This window comes from Kitasatospora sp. SUK 42 (genome assembly GCF_015776785.2).
GTDB lineage: Bacteria > Actinomycetota > Actinomycetes > Streptomycetales > Streptomycetaceae > Kitasatospora.
The window spans coordinates 370,144-390,842 of sequence record NZ_LFMD02000005.1 but is presented as its reverse complement, the minus strand read 5'-3'; the positions used below and the strand labels follow the sequence as shown (position 1 = coordinate 390,842).

General features: G+C 72.3%; 15 protein-coding genes. 7 read left to right on the top strand and 8 right to left on the bottom strand.

Annotated elements, in window-relative coordinates; genetic code table 11:
• Positions 1–134 precede the first annotated feature (134 nt).
• The gene (locus RZ50_RS20350; protein WP_196951958.1) at positions 135–1,208 is read right to left on the bottom strand and encodes an ABC transporter substrate-binding protein; all 1,074 of its coding nucleotides are present in this window, start codon (positions 1,206–1,208) and stop codon (positions 135–137) included.
• A gap of 76 nt (positions 1,209–1,284) precedes the next feature.
• Here RZ50_RS20350 and RZ50_RS29935 point away from each other — a divergent pair, with 76 nt between their 5' ends.
• Positions 1,285–1,716, top strand: a complete 432-nt coding sequence (locus RZ50_RS29935; protein ID WP_196951959.1) for a MarR family winged helix-turn-helix transcriptional regulator — start codon at positions 1,285–1,287, stop codon at positions 1,714–1,716.
• Between the two features lie 78 nt (positions 1,717–1,794).
• Here the strand turns inward: RZ50_RS29935 and RZ50_RS20340 are convergent, their stop codons facing one another.
• Complete coding sequence (locus tag RZ50_RS20340; protein WP_196951960.1) at positions 1,795–2,877, bottom strand: C40 family peptidase; 1,083 nt, start codon at positions 2,875–2,877, stop codon at positions 1,795–1,797.
• A gap of 426 nt (positions 2,878–3,303) precedes the next feature.
• Here RZ50_RS20340 and RZ50_RS20335 point away from each other — a divergent pair, with 426 nt between their 5' ends.
• The 4 genes from RZ50_RS20335 to RZ50_RS20320 all read left to right on the top strand — a co-directional run bounded on the left by RZ50_RS20335 (position 3,304) and on the right by RZ50_RS20320 (position 9,817).
• Entirely contained in the window at positions 3,304–5,172 is a 1,869-nt protein-coding gene (locus RZ50_RS20335) for a methylmalonyl-CoA mutase family protein (RefSeq protein ID WP_196951961.1), read from the top strand.
• Positions 5,169–7,370 (top strand): methylmalonyl-CoA mutase, encoded by a 2,202-nt coding sequence (gene scpA / locus RZ50_RS20330; protein ID WP_196951962.1) that lies wholly within the window; start codon positions 5,169–5,171, stop codon positions 7,368–7,370. The genes RZ50_RS20335 and scpA overlap by 4 nt, the downstream gene beginning before the upstream one ends.
• A 12-nt stretch (positions 7,371–7,382) precedes the next feature.
• The gene (gene meaB / locus RZ50_RS20325) at positions 7,383–8,375 is read left to right on the top strand and encodes a methylmalonyl Co-A mutase-associated GTPase MeaB (protein ID WP_196951963.1); all 993 of its coding nucleotides are present in this window, start codon (positions 7,383–7,385) and stop codon (positions 8,373–8,375) included.
• Positions 8,376–8,611: 236 nt separating this feature from the next.
• Complete coding sequence (locus tag RZ50_RS20320) at positions 8,612–9,817, top strand: alpha/beta hydrolase family protein (protein ID WP_196951964.1); 1,206 nt, start codon at positions 8,612–8,614, stop codon at positions 9,815–9,817.
• A gap of 120 nt (positions 9,818–9,937) precedes the next feature.
• On the opposite strand, the gene RZ50_RS20315 is transcribed toward RZ50_RS20320, so the two are convergent.
• Both RZ50_RS20315 and RZ50_RS20310 read right to left on the bottom strand, forming a co-directional pair.
• Positions 9,938–10,969 (bottom strand): glycosyltransferase family 2 protein, encoded by a 1,032-nt coding sequence (locus tag RZ50_RS20315; RefSeq protein ID WP_196951965.1) that lies wholly within the window; start codon positions 10,967–10,969, stop codon positions 9,938–9,940.
• A 243-nt stretch (positions 10,970–11,212) separates the two neighbouring features.
• Complete coding sequence (locus tag RZ50_RS20310) at positions 11,213–11,815, bottom strand: superoxide dismutase (RefSeq protein ID WP_196951966.1); 603 nt, start codon at positions 11,813–11,815, stop codon at positions 11,213–11,215.
• A gap of 163 nt (positions 11,816–11,978) precedes the next feature.
• Here RZ50_RS20310 and tsaD point away from each other — a divergent pair, with 163 nt between their 5' ends.
• Both tsaD and RZ50_RS20300 read left to right on the top strand, forming a co-directional pair.
• Positions 11,979–13,031, top strand: coding sequence for a tRNA (adenosine(37)-N6)-threonylcarbamoyltransferase complex transferase subunit TsaD (tsaD, locus tag RZ50_RS20305; RefSeq protein ID WP_196951967.1), 1,053 nt, complete (start codon positions 11,979–11,981; stop codon positions 13,029–13,031).
• A gap of 176 nt (positions 13,032–13,207) precedes the next feature.
• On the top strand, positions 13,208–15,463 hold the full coding sequence (locus tag RZ50_RS20300; RefSeq protein ID WP_196951968.1) for a M9 family metallopeptidase: 2,256 nt from the start codon (positions 13,208–13,210) through the stop codon (positions 15,461–15,463).
• A 99-nt stretch (positions 15,464–15,562) separates the two neighbouring features.
• On the opposite strand, the gene RZ50_RS20295 is transcribed toward RZ50_RS20300, so the two are convergent.
• From RZ50_RS20295 to RZ50_RS20280, 4 genes are all read right to left on the bottom strand, one after another.
• Positions 15,563–16,516, bottom strand: a complete 954-nt coding sequence (locus RZ50_RS20295; protein ID WP_196951969.1) for a hypothetical protein — start codon at positions 16,514–16,516, stop codon at positions 15,563–15,565.
• A gap of 96 nt (positions 16,517–16,612) precedes the next feature.
• A complete protein-coding gene (locus RZ50_RS20290; RefSeq protein ID WP_196951970.1) occupies positions 16,613–17,128 on the bottom strand; it encodes a hypothetical protein in 516 nt (171 codons plus the stop codon).
• Between the two features lie 427 nt (positions 17,129–17,555).
• Positions 17,556–19,940 carry an ABC transporter permease gene (locus tag RZ50_RS20285; protein WP_196951971.1) on the bottom strand — a complete coding sequence of 795 codons (2,385 nt, stop codon included), beginning with the start codon at positions 19,938–19,940 and terminating at the stop codon, positions 17,556–17,558.
• Entirely contained in the window at positions 19,937–20,647 is a 711-nt protein-coding gene (locus RZ50_RS20280; protein WP_196951972.1) for an ABC transporter ATP-binding protein, read from the bottom strand. Before RZ50_RS20280 ends, RZ50_RS20285 begins: the two co-directional genes overlap by 4 nt.
• Positions 20,648–20,699 lie beyond the last annotated feature (52 nt).

Here is a 20,699-nt window from a genome sequence, read left to right as displayed (position 1 = left end):
GACTGTAGAGGCAAGTATTTCCAGATGGAAGGGTTTTGTTTCGACGTTCCGCCACGTGAGAACGGTTGACTTCCACGGGGCGCCGCCACCTTGGGGCACGGGCGCCGTCACCTCAGGGCACGGGCGCCGCCGCCTCAGGGCAGGACGGTGAACCCGAGCCCCTCGGCGCGGGCGAGGTGGACCGGGCGCCCCTCGGCGCGCAGCATCCGGCCGGCGGCCCGCGCCAGGCCGGACGGCTCCAGGGCGCGGCGGGCGGCCAGCGCGGCGAGCAGGTGCAGGCCGTCGTACAGGCCGACCGCGTAGGCGTCCAGGACCGGCGCCCACGGTCCGCACAGCGCCTGGTGCCGCTCGGCGAGGCTCTGCCGGCGCTCCTCGGCCAGGGTCGCGAAGGAGGGCATCGCGGCGTACAGCGTCCCGGTGTCGTCGCCGCCGAGGGCGAGCAGGCCGTTCTCCTCCAGGGCTCCGGACAGCCGCACCAGGCGGCGGTCCAGGCCGCTGCGCCGCAGCGCCCGGTTGAAGAGCACCAGGTCGCGCCCGATCAGGCTGAGCAGCAGGGCGTCCGCCCGGGTGGCGCGCAGCGCGTCCAGCAGCGGTTCGACCGCGCCCTCGACGCCCCCGAACGGGATCCGCCGCTCCAGCACCACCCGGGCGCCGGAGCGGGCGGCCAGCGCGGCGGCCGCGCCGTGGACGGACCGCGGCCAGATGTAGTCGTTGCCGATCAGGGCCCACCGGCGGAGATGGTGACGTACCGTCAGCTCCTCCATGGCCGCACCGAGTTGGCCCGACGGGTCGACGCCGGTGCAGAGCACGCCGGGCAGCCGCGAGCCGCCCTCGTGCGGCGGGGTGAAGACGTACGCGGTGCGCCCGGCCGCGACCGCCTCGACGGCCCGGTGCACATCGCTGGTGTGGCACCCGGCGAGCGCGTCCAGCGCGCCCGCGTCCAGCAGCGTCCGGACCTCGGCCGCGACCCGCTCCGGGGTGCCACCGCCGTCCACCAGCACCAGCTCCAGCGGGCGGCCGAGCACGCCGCCGCCCGCGTTCACCTCGTGCCCGGCGAGCAGAGCGCCGTCCAGCGCGGACGGGCCGGTCAGCCCCAGCGGGCCGGACTGCGGCACGACGAGGCCCACCCGGAACGCCGCCTCCCCCCGCTCCTCCCGCACGGAGTGCAGCGCTTCGAGCGGATCGATCAGGATCGCCTCGACGCTCACCAGTGCGAGTATGGTCGTCCTGTCGCCCCCGGGAAAGTCCGGAAGGGCCGCGGACGGACCCGAAGGGGAGGACCAGATGACCGCACCGGCGGAGGACATCCGTACGACCCCGGAACCGCTGCTGGTCGAACTGCTCACCCTGGCCCACCGCCGCCTCTCCACCGGCCTGGCGGCCGCCCTGGCCGAGGAGGACTGCACCGTCGACCAGTGGCGGGTGCTGCGCGCCCTCGCCGACGGCCGGGGCCACCCGATGGGCGAACTCGCCCAGACCCTGCTGGTGCCGCAGGCCAGCCTGAGCCGGCTGGTGGACGCGCTGGCCGACCACGGCTGGGTCTACCGCCGCCAGGGCGACCAGGACCGCCGCCGGATCACCGCCCACCTCTCCCGCCAGGGCCGCACCCGCCTCACCCGCCTCGACGCGCTGGCCGCCGCCCACGACGCCGCGGTGCGCCAGGCCTGCGGCCTCACCGACCCGGCCCGGCTGCTGGAGCGCCTCGCCGGGCTCTGACCGGCACCCGCCGGCACACCCCCGAGAACGACGGTGGCCCGCCCCCGCCGGAGCGGGAGCGGGCCACCGGATGGCGCGTCAGGCCGGGCGGACGGCGCCGACGTAGGGCATGGCGCTGATCGGCAGGACCTCGACGTTCTTGCCGGTGCGCGGGGCGTGGATCATCTTGCCGTCGCCGATGTAGATGCCGACGTGGTGGATGTCGCCGTAGAAGAAGACCAGGTCGCCGGGCTGGAGGTTGGCACGGTCGATGCGCGGGCCGTCGTTCCACTGGTCCTGGGACATCCGGGAGAGCTTGACGCCCGCCGCGCGGTAGGCGGCGCCGGTCAGGCCGGAGCAGTCGAAGCTGCTGGGGCCGGTGGCGCCCCAGCCGTAGGGCTTGCCGAGCTGGGCCTGGGCGAACGCGATGATGCTGGCGGCCCGGCCGCTGGCCGGCGGCGGCGGGGTGCTCATGTCCGGGCGGTCGGCGGAGCGGGAGGCGCGGTCCGCGGCGGCCGCGCTGGCGGCCTGCTTGGCCTCGGCCTTGGCCTTCTCGGCGCTCTGCTGGGCGTTGATCTTGGCCCGGTCCTCGGCGCTGAGCTTGTTCAGCATCGCCTGGGCCTGGGCCAGCTTCGCCTGGATGTCCTTCTTCTTCGCCGCCAGCTCGGTGCCCACCGAGTCGAGCTGGGCGAGCGTGGTGGCGGCCTCGGTGCGGTCCTGGTCGAGCTTGCGCTGCTCTTCCTGGGCCTGCTTGAGCAGGGAGGTCTGGGTGTCGGCGACCTGGTTCTGCACCGCGGCGCGCTCCAGGTAGGCGGCCGGGTCGGAGTCGAGCATCAGCTGGACGGACGGGTCGATGCCGTTGGTGCGGTACTGGTCGGCGGCGACCGCGCCGAGCCGGGTGCGCAGCTCGTTCATCGCCTCCTGCCCGCGGGCGACCTTCTCCTGGATCTGGTTGGCGTCGCCCTGGAGCTTCTGCTGCTTCTCCTGGAAGCCGTTGTACTGCTCGATCGCCTGCTCGGCCTGCTCGTTGAGGTTGTCCACCTGCTCCTTGACGGTGGCGAGCGAGGGGGTCGGCTCGGCGTGGGCGGTGCCGGAGGCGAGCACCGCGCCGCCGGCCATCGCCGTGGTGAGGACCGCCAGGCGGGCCCGGCTCGGGGGGCTGGGCTTGCGGCGCTTTCCCATCGCGGTGGGCTCTCCTTCGGGGGACGTCCGGACGTCGGGGAAACGTTCGGGGGACGTTCGCAGATTCGTTCGAGGCGTCCGGGGACGCGAAGGCACGACGAAGGGCGGGCGGGGACGTACGGGGGATGCCGCCCCCGCCCACCTTTCTTCGAAGTAACTTAATAGATGAGCACCGGGGTTCCGCAATCCCCCTGATCCGGGCACTTCCGGGCGATCGATCGCGTTCCGTGACAACGGCGTTGACAACGGCTCCGCCGCCACACCTCGACACCCGCCTGGTGCCACCGGTGACACCAGTCCCGACCTCGGGTGCCACCCCTCGCGGCACCCCCGGCCGGAGGGAGTGCGAGGGCCACGTCAAAGCGAGAACTAGGTCACACACCGTTCCCCTCCTGCGGGTGCGCTAACGGGCGCTAACCTGCGCACATGAAGGTCCCACCCGAAGGGCTCCCCCTCGCCGCCGAGTTCCCGGCCGCGCACCGTGAGCAGTGGCAGCAGCTCGTCGAAGGCGTGCTGCGCAAGTCCGGTGCCCAGCCCGAGGACGGCGCCGCCGCCGAGCAGGCGCTCACCACCCCCCTCCAGGACGGCCTGCGCGCCCGCCCGCTGTACACCGCCGAGGACGGCACGACCGAGCCCGGCTTCCCCGGCTTCCCGCCGTTCGTCCGCGGCGGCCGCCCGCAGGGCTCCGCGGTCACCGGGTGGGACGTCCGCCAGCGGCACGCCGACCCGGACCGGCGGCGCACCAACGAGGCGGTGCTCGCCGACCTGGAGCACGGCGTCGGCTCGCTCTGGCTGGAGCTGGGCGACGAGGGCCTGCCGGTGGACGCCCTGCCCGAGGCACTCGCCGGGGTGTACCTGGACCTGGCCGCCGTGACGCTCGACGCCGGCCCCGAATTCACCGACGCCGCCGAGCAGTTGTTCAAGCTGTACGAGGCGCGCGAGGTCTCCCCCGCCTCCGCCGCCGGCAACCTCGGCGCCGACCCGCTCGGCCTCCAGGCCCGCACCGGCGACACCGCCCGCACCGGCGCGCTGCTCGCCGAGGCCACCGCGCTCGCCACCCGCTGCACCGCCGGCCACCCGGGGCTCCGGGCGCTCACCGTCGACGCCCTGCCGTACCACGAGGCCGGCGCCTCCCCCGCCCAGGAGCTGGGCTGCTCGCTGGCCACCGGCCTCGCCTACCTGCGCGCGCTGACCGCCGCCGGGCTGTCGGTGGACGCCGCGCTCGGCCAGCTGGAGTTCCGCTACGCGGCGGACGCCGACCAGTTCCTGACGATCGCCAAGTTCCGTGCCGCGCGCCGCCTGTGGGCCCGCGTCGCCGAGGTGTCCGGCGCCTGTGCCGAGGCCTCGGCGCAGCGCCAGCACGCCGTCACCTCCCGGGTGATGATGACCGCCCGCGACCCGTGGGTGAACGTGCTGCGCACCACGGTGGCCTGCCTGGCCGCCGGGGTCGGCGGCGCCGACGCCGTCACCGTGCTGCCCTTCGACAGCGCGCTCGGCCTGCCCGACGCCTTCGCCCGCCGGATCGCCCGCAACACCCAGGCGATCCTGCTGGAGGAGTCCCACCTGGCCCGGGTGATCGACCCGGCCGGCGGCTCCTGGTACGTCGAGCGGCTGAGCGAGGAGCTGGCGCAGGCCGCCTGGGCGTGGTTCCAGGAGATCGAGCGGGCCGGCGGCCAGCAGGCGGCGCTCACCGACGGCCTGGTCGGCGAGCGGATCGCCGCGACCTGGGCCGAGCGGTCCGTCAGGCTCGCCAAGCGGCGTGAACCCATCACCGGCGTCAGCGAGTTCCCGCACCTGGACGAGCAGCCGCTGGTCCGCGAGCCGGCTCCGGCCGCGCCCGGCGGCGGCCTGCCGCGGGTGCGCCGCGCCGAGGCGTACGAGGCGCTGCGGGACCGCTCGGACGCCTTCGTCGCGGAGACCGGCGAGCGGCCGAGGCTGTTCCTGGCCTCGATCGGCACCGCCTCCGCGCACACCGCGCGCACCACCTTCGCGGCCAACCTGTTCCAGGCGGGCGGCATCGCGACCTCGTCGGCCGAGGGTGTCGACCCGGCGGCCTTCGCCGAGGCGTTCACCGCCTCCGGCGCCACCGTCGCCTGCCTGTGCTCCAGCGACGCCCTGTACGGCGAGCACGCCGAGGCCGTCGCCGGCGCCCTGAAGGCGGCCGGCGCCCGGCGGGTGCTGCTGGCCGGGCGGCTCGCCGAAGTACCGGCCGGAGTGGACGAGTTCATCTACGCGGGCGGGGACGCGGTCGCCGTCCTCACCTCCCTGCTGGACCAGATCGGAGCGGAGCGATGATCCCCGACTTCACCGGAATCGGGCTGGACGGCGGCGCCGGCGGCGGTACCGACGACCAGTGGCGGTCCGCCTGGCGGCAGACCACCGGCAAGGACGTCGACGAGTTGGTCTGGGACACCCCCGAGGGCATCGGCGTCAAGCCGCTGTACACCGCGGCGGACCTCTCCGGCCTGGACTTCCTGGAGACCTACCCCGGCATCGCCCCGTACCTGCGCGGGCCCTACCCGACCATGTACGTCAACCAGCCGTGGACCGTCCGCCAGTACGCGGGCTTCTCCACCGCCGAGGAGTCCAACGCCTTCTACCGACGCAACCTGGCGGCCGGTCAGAAGGGCCTCTCGGTCGCCTTCGACCTGCCGACCCACCGCGGCTACGACAGCGACCACCCGCGCGTCACCGGCGACGTCGGCATGGCGGGCGTCGCCATCGACTCGATCTACGACATGCGCCAGCTGTTCGACGGCATCCCGCTGGACCGGATGTCCGTGTCGATGACCATGAACGGCGCCGTGCTGCCCGTGCTCGCGCTGTACATCGTCGCCGCCGAGGAGCAGGGGGTGCCGCCCGAGAAGCTGGCGGGGACCATCCAGAACGACATCCTCAAGGAGTTCATGGTCCGCAACACCTACATCTACCCGCCGCAGCCGTCGATGCGGATCATCTCGGACATCTTCGCGTACACCTCGCAGAAGATGCCCCGGTACAACTCGATCTCCATCTCCGGCTACCACATCCAGGAGGCGGGTGCGACGGCCGACCTGGAGCTGGCCTACACCCTGGCCGACGGGGTGGAGTACCTGCGCGCGGGCCTGGACGTGGGGCTGGACGTGGACGCCTTCGCGCCACGGCTGTCGTTCTTCTGGGCGATCGGCATGAACTTCTTCATGGAGGTCGCCAAGCTCCGCGCGGCCCGGCTGCTGTGGGCCAAGCTGGTCAAGCAGTTCGACCCGAAGAACACCAAGTCCCTTTCGCTGCGCACCCATTCGCAGACCTCGGGCTGGTCGCTCACCGCCCAGGACGTGTTCAACAACGTCACCCGCACCTGCGTCGAGGCGATGGCCGCCACCCAGGGCCACACCCAGTCGCTGCACACCAACGCCCTCGACGAGGCGCTCGCCCTGCCCACCGACTTCTCGGCCCGCATCGCCCGCAACACCCAGCTGCTGCTCCAGCAGGAGTCGGGCACCTGCCGGGTCATCGACCCGTGGGGCGGCTCGGCGTACGTCGAGAAGCTCACCCACGACCTGGCGAGCCGCGCCTGGCAGCACATCCAGGAGGTCGAGGCGGCCGGCGGCATGGCCAAGGCCATCGACGCGGGCATCCCGAAGATGCGCGTCGAGGAGGCCGCCGCCCGCACCCAGGCGCGGATCGACTCCGGCCGCCAGCCGGTGATCGGCGTCAACAAGTACCGGGTGGAGAGCGACGAGCAGATCGAGGTGCTCAAGGTCGACAACTCCTCGGTGCGGACCCGGCAGATCGAGAAGCTGCGCCGGCTGCGCGAGGAGCGCGACGAGGCCGCTTGCCGCGGTGCGCTCGACGCACTGACCCGGGCCGCCGAGGCCGGCCCGCAGCGCGGCGGCTCGCTGGACGGCAACCTGCTGCACCTGGCCGTCAACGCGGCCCGGGCCAAGGCCACCGTCGGCGAGATCTCGGACGCCCTGGAGAAGGTGTACGGCCGCCACTCCGGCCAGATCCGTACCATCTCCGGTGTGTACCGAGACGAAGCGGGCCCGTCGGCCTCCCTCCAGCGCACCCGCGACCTGGTCGAGCGGTTCGAGCTCGCCGAGGGCCGCCGCCCGCGCATCCTGGTCGCCAAGATGGGCCAGGACGGCCACGACCGCGGCCAGAAGGTGATCGCCACCGCCTTCGCGGACCTGGGCTTCACCGTCGACGTCGGCCCGCTGTTCCAGACCCCGGCCGAGGTCGCCCGCCAGGCCGTCGAGGCGGACGTGCACATCGTCGGCGTCTCCTCGCTGGCCGCCGGCCACCTCACCCTGGTGCCCGCGCTGCGCGCCGAACTCGCCGAGGCCGGGCGGGAGGACATCACCATCGTGGTGGGCGGAGTGATTCCGCCGCAGGACTTCGACGCCCTGTACGAGGCGGGCGCGGCGGCGGTCTTCCCGCCCGGCACGGTCATCCCGGACGCGGCGTACGACCTGCTGAAGTCGCTGGCGGCCGACCTCGGCCACGAGCTGTGATTGTCTGATCGTATGCCTCCGCGGACGATCGACCTCGACAGCTATGTGACGGGTGTCCTGGACGGCTCGCGCGCCTGGATCGCGCGCGCCGTCACCCTCGTCGAGTCCACCCGGGCCGACCACCGCGCGCTCGCGCAGCAGCTGCTCCAGCGGCTGCTGCCGCACGCGGGCGGGGCGGTCCGGGTGGGCATCACGGGCGTGCCCGGGGTCGGCAAGTCGACCTTCATCGACTCCTTCGGAACGATGCTGACGGGCCTGGGGCACCGGGTCGCGGTCCTCGCCGTCGACCCGACGTCCAGCCGGACGGGCGGCTCCATCCTGGGCGACAAGACCCGGATGGAGCGGCTCGCCGTCGACCCGCACGCCTTCGTCCGGCCCTCGCCGACCTCGGGGACGCTGGGCGGGGTCGCCAAGGCCACCCGGGAGTCGATGGTGGTCATGGAGGCCGCCGGGTACGACGTGGTCCTCATCGAGACGGTGGGTGTGGGGCAGTCCGAGACGGCGGTGGCGGGGATGGTCGACACCTTCCTGCTCCTCAGCCTGGCGCGGACCGGCGACCAGTTGCAGGGCATCAAGAAGGGCGTGCTGGAGCTCGCGGACGTCATCGCCGTCAACAAGGCCGACGGCCCGCACGAGCGGGACGCTCGGGCCGCAGCCCGCGAACTCGCGGGCGCGCTGCGACTGTTGCAGGCGCCGGACGCGGCGTGGACCCCGCCCGTGCTGACGTGCAGCGGCCAGGAGGGCGCGGGGCTGGACGTGTTGTGGGAGCGGCTGCAGCAGCACCGCAAGGTTCTCGACGCGACGGGCGCGCTGGCGGCGAAGCGGCGGGAGCAGCAGGTCGAGTGGACGTGGTCCATGGTCCACGACCAGCTGTTCGCGCGGCTCCACGAGCACCCCGAAGTCCAACGGCTCGCCCCGTCGTTGGAAGCCCAGGTCCGCGACGGATCCCTGCCGGCCGGCCTCGCCGCCCAACAGATCCTCGACAGCTTCTTCGGCACCTCCTAGGAGAGAGCCATCGCCACCATCATTCAGGACGTCGTCGTCTACGCCCGCCGGCACAGCGTCCCGGTCGAGGTGCTGTGGCCGCAGGGGGCACGCCGGTAGCTCGGAACCGTGTTGTTCCCGTCGCATCAGGAGTCGTCGACAGACCCACCAATTGACAGTCCGTCTGATTCGCGTACGGCGATATTCCTCAGGCGCTAGCGTCGGTTTTCGGTATCCCGTCGATTTCAAGGACGCTGATGACATCACGACTGGCCGCCTGGCGCTCCCGCGCGCACGCGGTTCTGGCATGCGTGGTGGTGGCCGCGGCGACTCTGCTCGCCGCGCCGCCCGCCGCCCACGCGGACGCCTCCGGTCCGCCGACGCTCAGCGACAACTTCGGTCTGACCCAGGTCGACGATCCCTCGCTGCGGAACCCGGGTGTTCCGGGCGCCACTGCCACCGACTTCACCATCACGGTGACGACGCCCGCCGTGGCCAACGACCCCGGCACGGTCGGGCACCACGTCCGGATCATCCTGCCCGCCGACTACAACAGCAGCCCGACCAAGCGCTATCCGGTCCTGTACCTGCTCCACGGCTCACCCGGCGACCCGTGCGACTACTTCGCCGGCGCCTACTTCCCCCAGTTCGACGCGGTGAAGAGCTCGTTGGGGATGATCACGGTCATTCCCGACGGGGGCGCGCGCGGCTGGTACTCCAACTGGCGGGACCAGTCCACCGCGGCCGGCGCGCAGCGGTGGGAGGACTTCGAGATCAACCAGGTCGTCCCGTTCATCGACGCGAACCTGCGCACGATCGCGGACAAGCAGCACCGCGCCATCGCCGGCATCTCCATGGGCGGCTTCGGCGCGTTGCACCTCGCGCAGCTCCACCCGGACCTGTTCAGCCAGGTGGCGACCATGTCCGGAGAGAGCGACCTCTCCAGGAACGAGATGGTCCTGCGCGAGGTCGTCATCGCCTCGCTCATCGACGCGCAGGGGGCCCTGCCCGTCGTCACGAGCGGGATCCTTCCCGGCGTCAGCAAGTGGAGCGCCTGCCATCCGGTCAGCGATCCCTACCAGCCCGCGGTCGACAGTGACGCCCTGTTCGGGTCGCCGTATCCGATCTCGATCACCCCGCCGTTCAACGACTCCCTGTGGAACGCCGCCGACCCCACTCAGCACGCCTCGGCGTTCGCGGGGATGAGCGTGTCGATCTACGTCGGCAACGGCGACATGAACGGCAACACCAAGGACATCAGGGAGTGGTGGCTGGAGAGCTCGTCGCAGCACCTCGCCGCCGCCTTGACGAACGCCGGGCAGACGCCGCACTTCGTGGACTACGGCACCGGCGCCGGTTGGGGTCGGTGCGACGGCGGCCATGACGTCCTGTGCTGGGACCAGGATCTCGCCGACCTGATCCCGCGCCTCCAGCAGGCCTTCGCCGCCGCCGGGGGTGCGTGAACGGCGCATGAGCGGCACATGAGCGGCCGTGGGGACCAGCCGGCAGCCCGCTGGTCCCCGCGGCCGACGGCCCGCTCGTGCGACGGGACGGACGTGGCACCGGCGGCACCGAGCCCGGGTTCAGCGCCGGGTGGCGGCCTGGCGGGTGCGGCGGACGAGGCGGTGGAGGCGCTGGACGGCGACGAAGCGGTTCAGGTGGTCGCCCAGGGTCAGGCGGTACTTGAGGCGGAGCTGCGGGTTCAGGGCGGCCAGGCGGGCGGGGCCGATGGCCCGGAGGAGCCGGCTGACGTGCCGCTGGTAGACCTCCCAGTAGGCACGGTCGCCGTCCGGGATGGACCAGAAGAACATCGGGATCTCCTCGACCAGGCAGTTGTGGTCGTAGGCGCGCAGGTGCTCGGCGAACTCGGGTTCGGGGCGGGCCAGCAGCCATTCCCGGACGAGTTCCATGGAGCGGACGCGGTCGATCAGGCCGCGCGGGTCGGTCTTCTTCTGGGTGATGGACAGGTCGCCGCCTTCGCGGACCCGCCAGTGGTAGATCGGGTCGGCGAGGACGTCGACGCGCTCGGCGAGGAAGTGGTGGGGCACGCTGACCGGGGCGTCCTCGTACAGGATGCCCTCCGGGTAGAGGATGCCGGCGGCGTCGAAGAAGGAGCGCCGGTAGACCTTGTTCCAGGCGGTGCGGTCGGTGACCAGGGCGGGCAGTTCGCGGATGTGGGTGCGCAGCCGGGTCTCGCGGAACGGGCGGCGGTGGGCGTGCGAGGGGGTGAGGCCGGTGGTGCGCAGGCGCATCGCGTTGCCGGCGGCGAAGTCGGATCCGGTCTCGTCCAGGGTGCCGATCATCAGCTCGTACGCGTGCGGCGGCAGGGTGTCGTCGCTGTCGACGAAGGCCAGGTACTCGGTGCCGGGGGTGAGGTGGCGCCAGCCGGTGTTGCGGGCGGCGCCGAGTCCCTTGTTCTCCTGCTGGACCAGGCGGAAGCGCCGGTCCCGGGCGGCGTACGCCTTGGCGATGACGGGGCCGTCGTCGGTCGAGCCGTCGTCGACCATGACGCACTCGAAGTCCTCGAAGGTCTGGGCCGCGATCGAGTCCAGACACTCCCCGAGGTAGCGCTCGACGTTGTAGACCGGGACCACCAGGGAGAGACGCGGGGCCATCGCGCGGCCTTTCGCTCAGGACCGGACGGGCCCGGGCGGCCGTCGACCGCCGGTCACCGACAGTGGGCCGATCATACGGACCGTGCGCGCCGCGCGGGCGAACGAGGGGTTGAATCGAGCCAGCGGATCCGTGGATCAGCCGTGGCCGACGTCAACACACCTGCGCGGGAAGCCCCTTGGGCCGCAAGGGGAAGGCCCCGGACCACCCGACCGGTCCGGGGCCTTCCGGTCACCTGGACCGGGTCAGGCGCTCTTCACCGCCGCGAAGCGGTCCGAGACGTCCTGCCAGTTGACGACGTCCCACAGGCGGGTGACGTAGTCCGGGCGGACGTTGCGGTACTGGAGGTAGTAGGCGTGCTCCCAGGCGTCGAAGGCCAGCAGCGGGGTGGTGCCCTGGCCGACGTTGCCGTGGTGGTCGTAGACCTGCTCGACGATCAGGCGCTTGCCGAGCGGCTCCCAGGAGAGGATGCCCCAGCCGGAGCCCTGGACGCCGGTGGTGGCGTTGGTGAGCTGCTTCTTGAAGGCCTCGAAGCTGCCGAAGTGCTCGGTGATCGCGTCGGCCAGCTCGCCCTCGGGGCGCTCGCCGCCCTCGGGCGACAGGTTCTGCCAGAACAGCGAGTGCAGGACGTGGCCCGACAGGTGGAAGGCGAAGGTCTTCTGCAGGCCGACGAGGCCGCCGAACTGCTCCTTGTCGCGGGCCTCGGCCAGCTGCTCCAGGGTGTCGTTCGCGCCCTTGACGTAGGCGGCGTGGTGCTTGGAGTGGTGCAGTTCCAGGATCTCGGCCGACATCGCCCGCTCCAGCGCGGAGTAGTCGTACGGCAGGTCGGGAAGCGAGTAGGTGCCCATCAGGACACGGCCCCTTTCAGCGGGTTGAACGATGACGATCGTGCCGGGACAACACTATTGCGTATGGGTTGCAGGAACGAAGCATGGGCTCCTGCTTATTCCTCACGTCTTGTCGGGCACAATGGTCACCAGTCCATGTAATGACCGATGAGGGTGAGTGACCATGACAGAGTCGCCGGTGGTGCTGGGGATCGAGTCCTCCTGCGACGAGACCGGCGCCGGCGTGGTCCGGGGCGGCGTGCTGCTCGGCCAGGCGGTGGCCTCCTCGATGGACGAGCACGCCCGCTACGGCGGGGTGGTGCCCGAGATCGCCGCCCGGGCACACGTCCACTCGATGGCGCCGGTGGTCCAGGAGGCGCTCCGCCGGGCCGGGCTGACGCTCGCGGACGTCGGCGCCGTCGCGGTGACGACCGGTCCGGGACTGTCCGGCGCCCTCCAGGTCGGGGTGGCCGCCGCCAAGGGCTACGCCTTCTCGCTCGGCGTCCCGCTGTACGGGGTGCACCACCTCGCCGGGCACGTCGCCGCCGCGACCCTCGACGGCGGGCCGCTGCCGGACCCGTGCGTCGTCCTCATCGTCTCCGGCGGGCACACCTCGCTGCTCCTGGTCCGCGACCTCGCGCGGGACCCGATCGTCCACCTCGGCGACACCCTGGACGACGCGGCCGGCGAGTGCTTCGACAAGGTCGCCCGGATCCTGGGCCTCCCCTACCCCGGCGGGCCCGCCATCGACCGCGCCGCCCGCGACGGCGACCCGACGGCCGTCCGGCTGCCGCGCCCGCTGACCGGACCCCGGGACGATCCGTACGCCTTCTCCTTCTCCGGCCTGAAGACCGCCGCCGCCCGCTGGGTCGAGGCGCAGCACGAGCCGCACGTCCCCGACGCGGCGGCCGCGCTGCAGGAGGCGATCGCGGACGTGCTGACCCGCAAGGCGGTGCGGGCCTGCACCGACCACGGGATCGGCACGCTGGTGGTGGTCGGCGGGGTGGCGGCCAACTCCCGGGTGCGGGCGCTGGCCGAACAGCGGTGCGCGGCCGCCGGGATCGCCCTGCGGGTGCCGCCGCTGCGACTGTGCACCGACAACGGCGCGATGGTGGCGGCGATCGGCGACCTGCTGGTCAGGTCGGGGGCGGAGCCCGCCCCGGCGGACCTGTCGGTGGACCCGTCGGCGCCGCTGGAGTACGCCGCGCTCACCCCGGTGATGCGCGAAGCAGCCTGACGAACCGTCCACTCGGGCGGCGGGCACCCGACAACGGATCGGTCTCGCCGATCGGAACTGCAGCCCAGGGTCTTCCTTTACTTCACCAGGTGTGCCATTTTACATGTCACACATCAGGCCCGTCCGTGCGCCCCAACACGCACGGCCACCCTCACGGCCCTGGAGGCCCCCACCCCATGCGTCCCTTCCGGATAGCGAAGGCCCGCGCGCGCAGTCTCCCCGCGCTCGGCGCCGCCTTCTTCCTCGCCCTCGGACTCCTCTCCCCCCAGGCCCACGCGGCACCCACCGCCCCCACGCCCCCAACTCCCGCCCCCGCCAAGGCCGCTCCGCACTCGATCCCCCTGCCCAAGTCCCCCGACACCCCCAAGGACCCCCGCCCCCTGCCGTCGGACCTCCGGACCAAGGGCAGCGCCCCGACGGCGGGCAGTGCCGTCGGCGCCGCGAGGACGGCGAAGCAGCTCACCGCCTCCGCCTGCGACACCTCCGCCTTCACCGGCAACTCCGGTGCCGCACTGGTCCAGCAGGTCAAGGCCGCGAGCCTCGACTGCGTCAACACCCTGTTCAAGCTGACCGGCAACGACGCCAAGGCCGCCTTCAACGAGGCCCAGATGGCCACCGTCGCCAACGCCCTGCGCGACACCGCCACCACCTACCCCGGCGACGACTCCACCTCCGCCGGGCAGCTGGTGCTCTTCCTCCGCGCCGGCTACTACGTGCAGTGGTACAACAAGGACACCGTCGGCCCGTACGGCGCGACCCTGCAGACCGCCATCCGCGGCGCGCTCGACGGCTTCTTCGCCGCCCCGCACAGCAAGGACGTCACCGAGGCCAACGGCGCCACCCTCGCCGAGGCCGTCACCCTGATCGACAGCGCCCAGGAGAACGCCCGCTACACCGGCGTCGTCAAGCGGCTGCTGAACGACTACACCGGCGCCTGGACCGGCTCGATGGCCACCGCCGTCGCCAACACCGAGACCGTCATCGAGCGCGGCTTCGACCAGCCGGCCTTCGTCTCCGCCCTCCAGGCCGACCCGTCCTTCGCGACCACGATGGCCTCCTTCGTGACCCGCAACAGCACCCAGATCAACGGCGCCGACCCGGTCACCTCGATCGGCATCCAGCTCGGCAACCTGGTCGCCAACGACGCGCTGCGCGCCCAGGGCCGCCCGATCCTCAAGGACCTGATCAACCGCTACCCGCTGGTCGGCAACACCGGTCCGCTCACCATGAACCTGCTCTGGTTCACGGAGAAGAAGGACGCGGGCAACTGCTCCTACTACGGCACCTGCGACGTGCCCGCCAAGCTCGTTCCGCTGGTGCTCACGTCCAACCACACGTGCAACGCCAACCTGAAGATCCGCTCGCAGAGCATGACCGCGCAGCAGTTCGCCGACACCTGCATCAGCCTGGTCAACCAGGACGCCTTCTTCCACACGATCGTCAAGGACAACGGGCCGGTCGCGAACGACAACAACACCAGCCTGGAGGTCGTCGTCTTCGACAGCTACTACGACTACAGCCTCTACGCCTGGGAGATGTACAACATCGCCGTGGACAACGGCGGTGACTACGAGGAGGGCGACCCGTCCACGGTCGGCAACCAGGCCCGCTTCATCGCCCACCAGGCCACCTGGCTGCCCGGCTTCCAGATCTGGAACCTCAACCACGAGTACACCCACTACCTCGACGGCCGCTACGACATGTACGGCGACTTCAACGCCGGCATGAGCACCCCGACCGTCTGGTGGGTCGAGGGCCTCGCCGAGTACGTCTCCTACAGCTACCGGGGCGTCCACTACGACGCCGCCGTCGCCGAGGCCGGCAAGGGCACGTACGCGCTGAGCACGCTCTTCGACAGCACCTACGACAACTCCGACTCCACCCGGGTCTACAACTGGGGCTACCTGGCGGTGCGCTACATGCTCCAGTCGCACCCGCAGGACGTCGACGCGCTGCTCGCCAAGTACCGCGCCGGTGACTGGGCCGGCGCCCGCACCCTGCTCAAGACCACCATCGGCACGAAGTACGACGCCGACTTCGCCACCTGGCTCAAGGCCTGCGCCGCCGACAACTGCGGCTCGCTGCCGACCACCCAGGCGCCCCTGTGCTCCGCGTCCGACACCCGGCAGTACGACAGGAACTGCCGCCGTGACAACGTCGCCGCCACCACCGGCAACTACAGCTACAACTTCCTCAACCTGCCGGCCGGCGTGAAGCAGCTGACCATCACCACCAGCGGCGGCACCGGCAACGCCGACCTGTACTACAACGGCGGCGCCTGGGCCAGCACCGGCTCGTACCTGGCCAAGTCCACCAACAGCGGCAACGGCGAGACCCTCACCATCGCCAACCCGCCCGCCGGTTACGTCTACTTCAGCCTCTACGCCCAGCAGGGCTTCAGCGGCGTCACCGTCACCACCACGTACAACTGACCCGTCCCGCTCCGCTCCGGAGGGCCCCGCGGCGACGCGGGGCCCTCCGCCGTTCCCGGGCCCGGCGCTGGGGCCGCCGAGCCGAGTCGTTCGATGCCGTCAATTACTCGCAGTGACGGCCGACTTGACGGCCGCAGTGATCCGCTCGCGGGTCTGGGTCAGCGCGAGCTGGTTCTGCTCGATCTGCTTGCGCTGGACTTCGCTCTCGACGTCGAACCAGACCTTGACCAGGCCGGTCCGCTCCTTGCAGTCGAGGTCCGCGGTGGCGACCGCGATCTCCTCCTTGGCCGGACCGCTGCCGGCCACCCGGGGTGCCAGCTTGAAGGCGTCCGCCGGCAGGGCGACCTGGTACCCCTTCTCCGCCATGCACCCGGACCACTGCTGAATGGCCTGCTGCACCCGGTCGTCGGCCTTGGCGGTGTCGAAGCTCTCGGCGTCCAGCCGGTCCGGCACGGAGGTGTCGAGCTGCCCGCCGACCTTGTCCAGGCTCTCCCCCATGCAGCCGCCGCGGGGAACGGCCGTTCCCTTGGCGGTCGTCGACACTTCGGGAGCGTCCGGCCTGGGCTCGCTGCGCCCGGTGAGCACCACCAGCTCCTCGGGCGACATCTTCGGGGCGGGCGGCGGGCTCCAGCCCTCGTCCGCGAGGTCGTAGCCGTACCGCTCCACCTGGGACCGGTCGGTGAGCCCGTACCGGCGCGCCATGTTGGTGTTGTCCCAGATGCTCGCCGGATTGGCGGTGCGCTCAGGGGCGTTGTAGGTGAAGCCGAACCGCGCCATGCAGTCCTGCGTCAGCTTGTCCACGGCCCGCTCGATGGCCCGGTTGTCGTCGTAGGTCTCCATGTAGGCGGAGAGCGGGAGCTTGAGCCCCGCGGCGAGTCCGGACTGCGGCGTGGTCGGCGGCGGCGATCCGTTGGCCGCGCCGTGCGCACCGGACGCGGGCTCGGGCGAGTCCGAGCAGGCGGCGGCCCCCAGCAGGGTGCAGCCGGCGATCAGGACCGCCGTGGCGGTCCGGAGGAACCCGCGGGAACGCGGGCGGCGCGGAACACCGGTCACTGCATCACTTCCTCATCACTTCCTCGGGGACGAACTCCGCCCGGCCCCGGGCCCGAACGGCCCCGGACCGGGCGGAGCGGGTGGTGCTCGGGCCGGTCAGCCCCAGTGCTGGGAGGCGTTGTTGTTCTTCAGCGTCGAGTCCAGGTTCGTCCCGGCGTAGCAGCCCCAGCTCCCCGGGATCAGCTGCGAGTGGCCGCCGTAGTTGGAGTTGTAGTAGACGCGGTAGTTCACCGTGCTCGGGCAGCCCTTCGCGGCGGCGGCGTTGTTCTTGACGGCCACCCCGTTCCCGCTCCCGTTCCCGCCCGAGAACACGTAGCGGTAGAAGGTGTAGCCGCTCTGGTTGCCGTTGAGCACGTTCTCCCCGGCGTAGTCCGGGACGTTGCCGAAGAACTTGGCCGAGGAGCTGCTGTTGCCCCCGTCGCCGGCGTTCGAGTTGTAGGAGATGATCAGTACGTTGTTGTCCGTGCGGCAGTCCGAACTCGACTGCCACCCGCAGTTGTTGGACACGTAGACGTCGGCGTGGGCCTGGCCCGCGAGGACGAACGGCGCGGCGACGGCGAGCGTCACGACGGCCGCGCGGGCCGCCTTGGCGAACTTGGCGGTGGTGCTCATACAGGTCTCTCCTTCTGCGGACGGAAGGTGCTGGACGAACTGTTGGCCGGGCCGCGTGAAATATGTCAGCAACAAAGATCTGATTGCAATGTCTTTACTGTTTCCTGCATCCCGGCATACGACCTGATTCGGCCTCAACTACGCGTCGAACGTAGTCGGTTTGCGATGGAACTGCCCGAAGTGGACGAGGTGGGTTCAGGCCGAACGAAGCGCTTTCAGCCGTTCGCGGCCGAATCCCACCCCGGCCGGTCGGGTGCGAATGGCCGTTCCGTCTGACCTGAAACAGTGGAACGGGCCCGCACCGGGGGGCCAGGATGGAAACCCGGCAGAGCCCGGGAACGCGAAGGAGCCCGGGCCCGAGTAGGCCTGGGCTCCCGCCCGGGGCGTCGGCGCCGTCACCCGTCGGCCCCGTCACCCCGTCACCCCGTCATTCGGCGCGCAGCGCGTCCGCCGTCCGCGCCCGCGCCGCCCGTACGGCGGGCAGCAGGGCGCCGAGCAGGGCGATCACCACGCCGCCGAGCGCGAGCAGCACCAGGACCGGTGTGCCGAAGACGTCCAGCGCGTCGGCCGGGAAGTTCAGTCCGGCGCTGTGGCCCATCGCGGGCACCGTCCGGCCGTGCAGGAGCAGCCCCAGCGGCAGGCCGATCACACCTCCGGCCGCGCCGGTGAGGAGCACCGAGGCGAGCACCGTGCCGACGGTCTGCGCCGGGGTCATGCCGAGCGCCTTGGTGACGCCCGTGTCCCGGGTGCGCTCGCGGATCTCCAGGACGACGGTGTTGAACACCCCGAGCCCAGCGACCGCGACCAGCAGGACGGTCAGCGTGGCGGTGAGCGAGTTCAGGGCGAGGATCGAGTCGCCGGAGGAGTGCACCGCGTCGGCCGTGGCGGCCATGTGCACCGGTGCGAGGGCGCCGCCCAGGGCGGTGACGTAGGCGGCGCGGTCGGTGCCGGGCTTCAGCTTGACGAACCAGATCTCCGGCTTCGGGGCCGTGCCGGACGGGTAGGTGGCGGCGTCGGTGAACAGTTCGTCGGTCTGCACGTGCGGGTCGAAGACCTCGCCGACGATCCGGACGGTGACCTCCCGGCCGTGGGTGGTGAAGGTCACCTGGTCACCGAGCCCGACCGAGGCCTCGGTCAGGAAGGTGGCGGGGGCGACGGCCTCCCCCGGGCCCTGGTACCAGCGCCCGGAGACCATCCGGTAGCCGGCCCAGCCGCTGTCCCCGGTGAAGGCGGTCACCGTGGTGCTCCTGGCCACGCCGGGGACGGTGACGTCCTCGGTGCCGACGCCGTAGTACGCGGCGGCGCCCGGCTGGGCGGTCAGGGCGGTGGTGACGGCCGCCGGGTCGGCGGCCGTCGGCCTGGGCGGCGGAGCCCCCTGACCGGGCGGACCGGAGGGCTGCTGGGGGTGCACGAAGACGTCCGAGGCGTCGTGGCTCTTCGCCTCCTGCACCCAGTTCATCGTCCCGCCCATACCCACCGCGAAGACCACGGCCGTCGTGCCGAACAGCACGGCCGCGAACATCCCGGCGGCCCGGGCCGGGCGGGCAAAGGGCTGGGCGAGGCCCAGGCTGAGCGGCCGGGGCAGTGGCAGCCGGGCGGCCAGCGCGGCGGCGCGGGAGGCCAGGGCGTCCCTCCGGGTGCCGCCGGCCGTCCGGCCGACGGCCAGCGCGTCCACCGTGCGCAGCCGTCCGGCGCGGGCGGCGGACGCCCAGGCGACCAGGGCGACGGCGGCCGGCGTGCCGCCCGCCACCGCGACGTCCACCCAGGGGGCGATGCCGGAGGCGTTGGTGCCGTAGAGGTTCCCGGCGGTGGCGAGCACCGGGACGGTCAGCACGTTGCCGACGACCACCCCGAGCAAGGTGCCGACGGTGGCCGGGACCAGCGCCTGGGCGACGTAGGCGCGCACCACCTGGGCGGGGGTGCAGCCGATCGCCTTGAGCACGCCGATCCGCCGGGTGGCGGTGCCGACGGCGCCGGCCACCACGTTGCCCGCCACCAGCACCGACATCGCCAGGCCGAGCAGGCCGAAGGCGACCATGAAGGGCAGGAACATCGCGGTGTTGCGGACCGAGCCCTGCTTGGCGTCGAGCCAGGACTGCGCGCCGGTGAGCGCCCTGGCGGGCGCGGCGGCGGCCACGGCGGCCCGGTCGGCGGCCATCGCGTCGGCGGTGCCGGACTGGGAGAAGCGGTAGAGCATCTCGTAGCCGGGGGTGGTGCCGGGCGCGGTGAGGGCGGCGATGCCGTCCGGGGTGACCCAGGCGTCGGACGTACCGCTGACGGACCGGGCGAGGCCGACGACCGTCAGGGTGGGCGCGCCCGGCAGACCGGGCAGGCGCAGGGTTCCGCCGATCGGCACGCCCGGGTTCCCGTACCCGGCGCCGAGCATCACCTCGCCCGGCCTGGTCGGCCAACTGCCCTGCACGATGGTGATGTTGTCGACACCGCCGGTGGCCGAGGCCCGACCGGCGACCGTCATCGGGCTCATGACCATCCCCGCCGGGACCGTCGAACCGGGGCCCGGCTCCGGGTCGACGGTGACGGTGCGGAAGGGACCGGCGGCGTCCGTCACCCCGGCGGCGTGCGCGGTGGCGGCGAGCTGGTCGGCGCTTGCCCGGGTGCCGTCGAAGCGGGCGGTGAGGTGGGCGCCGTGCTGGCCGTCGAAGGCCTGGTCGAAGGGGGCCTCGGAGGCGACCAGCAGGGAGCCGCCGAGGACGGAGCAGGTGGTGGCCACCAGGGCGGCCAGGCCGACGGCGATCGACTGGGTCCGGTGACGGCGCACACCGGCCCGTACGACGCGACCGAGAGCACTCATGCGTCCACCTCGCTTCGCTCGGCATGCGCCGCGCTGTCCGACTCGACCCGGCCGTCCCGCATCCGGACCGTGCGGGTGGCGCAGTCCTCGGCGAGGGTCAGGTCGTGGGTGACGATCAGGATGGTCTGACCGTCCTCGTGCAGCTCGCGGAACAGCTCCTTGACGTCCTCGCCGGAGGCCGAGTCCAGCGCACCGGTCGGCTCGTCGGCCAGCAGCAGGGTCGGCCGGTTCATCAACGCCCGTGCCACGGCGACGCGTTGGCGCTCGCCGCCGGAGAGCCGGCCCGGGTGGGCGCGGGCGTGCCGGTCGATGCCGAGCGCCTCCAGCAGTTCGGCGGCCCGCCGCCGGGCCTCGGCGCGCGGGACGCCCGCCAGTTCGCCGGCCAGCACCACGTTGTCGGCCACCGTGAGGTCGTCCAGCAGGTTGAAGAACTGGAACACCATGCCGATCGTGCCGCGCCGGTAGCGGGCCGAGCCCGCCTCGTTCAGCCGGTCCACCCGCGTCCCGGCCACGGTCACCGTCCCGGCGCTCGGCCGGTCCAGCCCGGCGACCAGGTTCAGCAGGGTGGACTTCCCGCTGCCGGAGGGCCCGAGCACCGCCACCGACTCCCCCGCCCGCACGCTCAGCGTCACCCCGTCCAGGGCCGCCCGCGCGCCCTCGTAGTGCCGGCTCACACCGCTCAGCTCGATCACCGGATCGCCGCTCATTCCCCGCTCCTCGCACGTTCCCGCCTGGTGGACGGCACGAAGGTACGGACGG

What these genes read in the sequence shown, in the direction of transcription:
- RZ50_RS29935 (WP_196951959.1), top strand. Translation starts at nt 1,285, where the DNA reads ATGACCGCACCGGCGGAGGACATCCGTACGACCCCGGAACCGCTGCTG.
- RZ50_RS20340 (WP_196951960.1), bottom strand. Translation starts at nt 2,877, where the DNA reads ATGGGAAAGCGCCGCAAGCCCAGCCCCCCGAGCCGGGCCCGCCTGGCG.
- RZ50_RS20335 (WP_196951961.1), top strand. Translation starts at nt 3,304, where the DNA reads ATGAAGGTCCCACCCGAAGGGCTCCCCCTCGCCGCCGAGTTCCCGGCC.
- scpA (WP_196951962.1), top strand. Translation starts at nt 5,169, where the DNA reads ATGATCCCCGACTTCACCGGAATCGGGCTGGACGGCGGCGCCGGCGGC.
- meaB (WP_196951963.1), top strand. Translation starts at nt 7,383, where the DNA reads ATGCCTCCGCGGACGATCGACCTCGACAGCTATGTGACGGGTGTCCTG.
- RZ50_RS20320 (WP_196951964.1), top strand. Translation starts at nt 8,612, where the DNA reads ATGACATCACGACTGGCCGCCTGGCGCTCCCGCGCGCACGCGGTTCTG.
- RZ50_RS20315 (WP_196951965.1), bottom strand. Translation starts at nt 10,969, where the DNA reads ATGGCCCCGCGTCTCTCCCTGGTGGTCCCGGTCTACAACGTCGAGCGC.
- RZ50_RS20310 (WP_196951966.1), bottom strand. Translation starts at nt 11,815, where the DNA reads ATGGGCACCTACTCGCTTCCCGACCTGCCGTACGACTACTCCGCGCTG.
- tsaD (WP_196951967.1), top strand. Translation starts at nt 11,979, where the DNA reads ATGACAGAGTCGCCGGTGGTGCTGGGGATCGAGTCCTCCTGCGACGAG.
- RZ50_RS20300 (WP_196951968.1), top strand. Translation starts at nt 13,208, where the DNA reads ATGCGTCCCTTCCGGATAGCGAAGGCCCGCGCGCGCAGTCTCCCCGCG.
- RZ50_RS20290 (WP_196951970.1), bottom strand. Translation starts at nt 17,128, where the DNA reads ATGAGCACCACCGCCAAGTTCGCCAAGGCGGCCCGCGCGGCCGTCGTG.
- RZ50_RS20285 (WP_196951971.1), bottom strand. Translation starts at nt 19,940, where the DNA reads ATGAGTGCTCTCGGTCGCGTCGTACGGGCCGGTGTGCGCCGTCACCGG.
- RZ50_RS20280 (WP_196951972.1), bottom strand. Translation starts at nt 20,647, where the DNA reads ATGAGCGGCGATCCGGTGATCGAGCTGAGCGGTGTGAGCCGGCACTAC.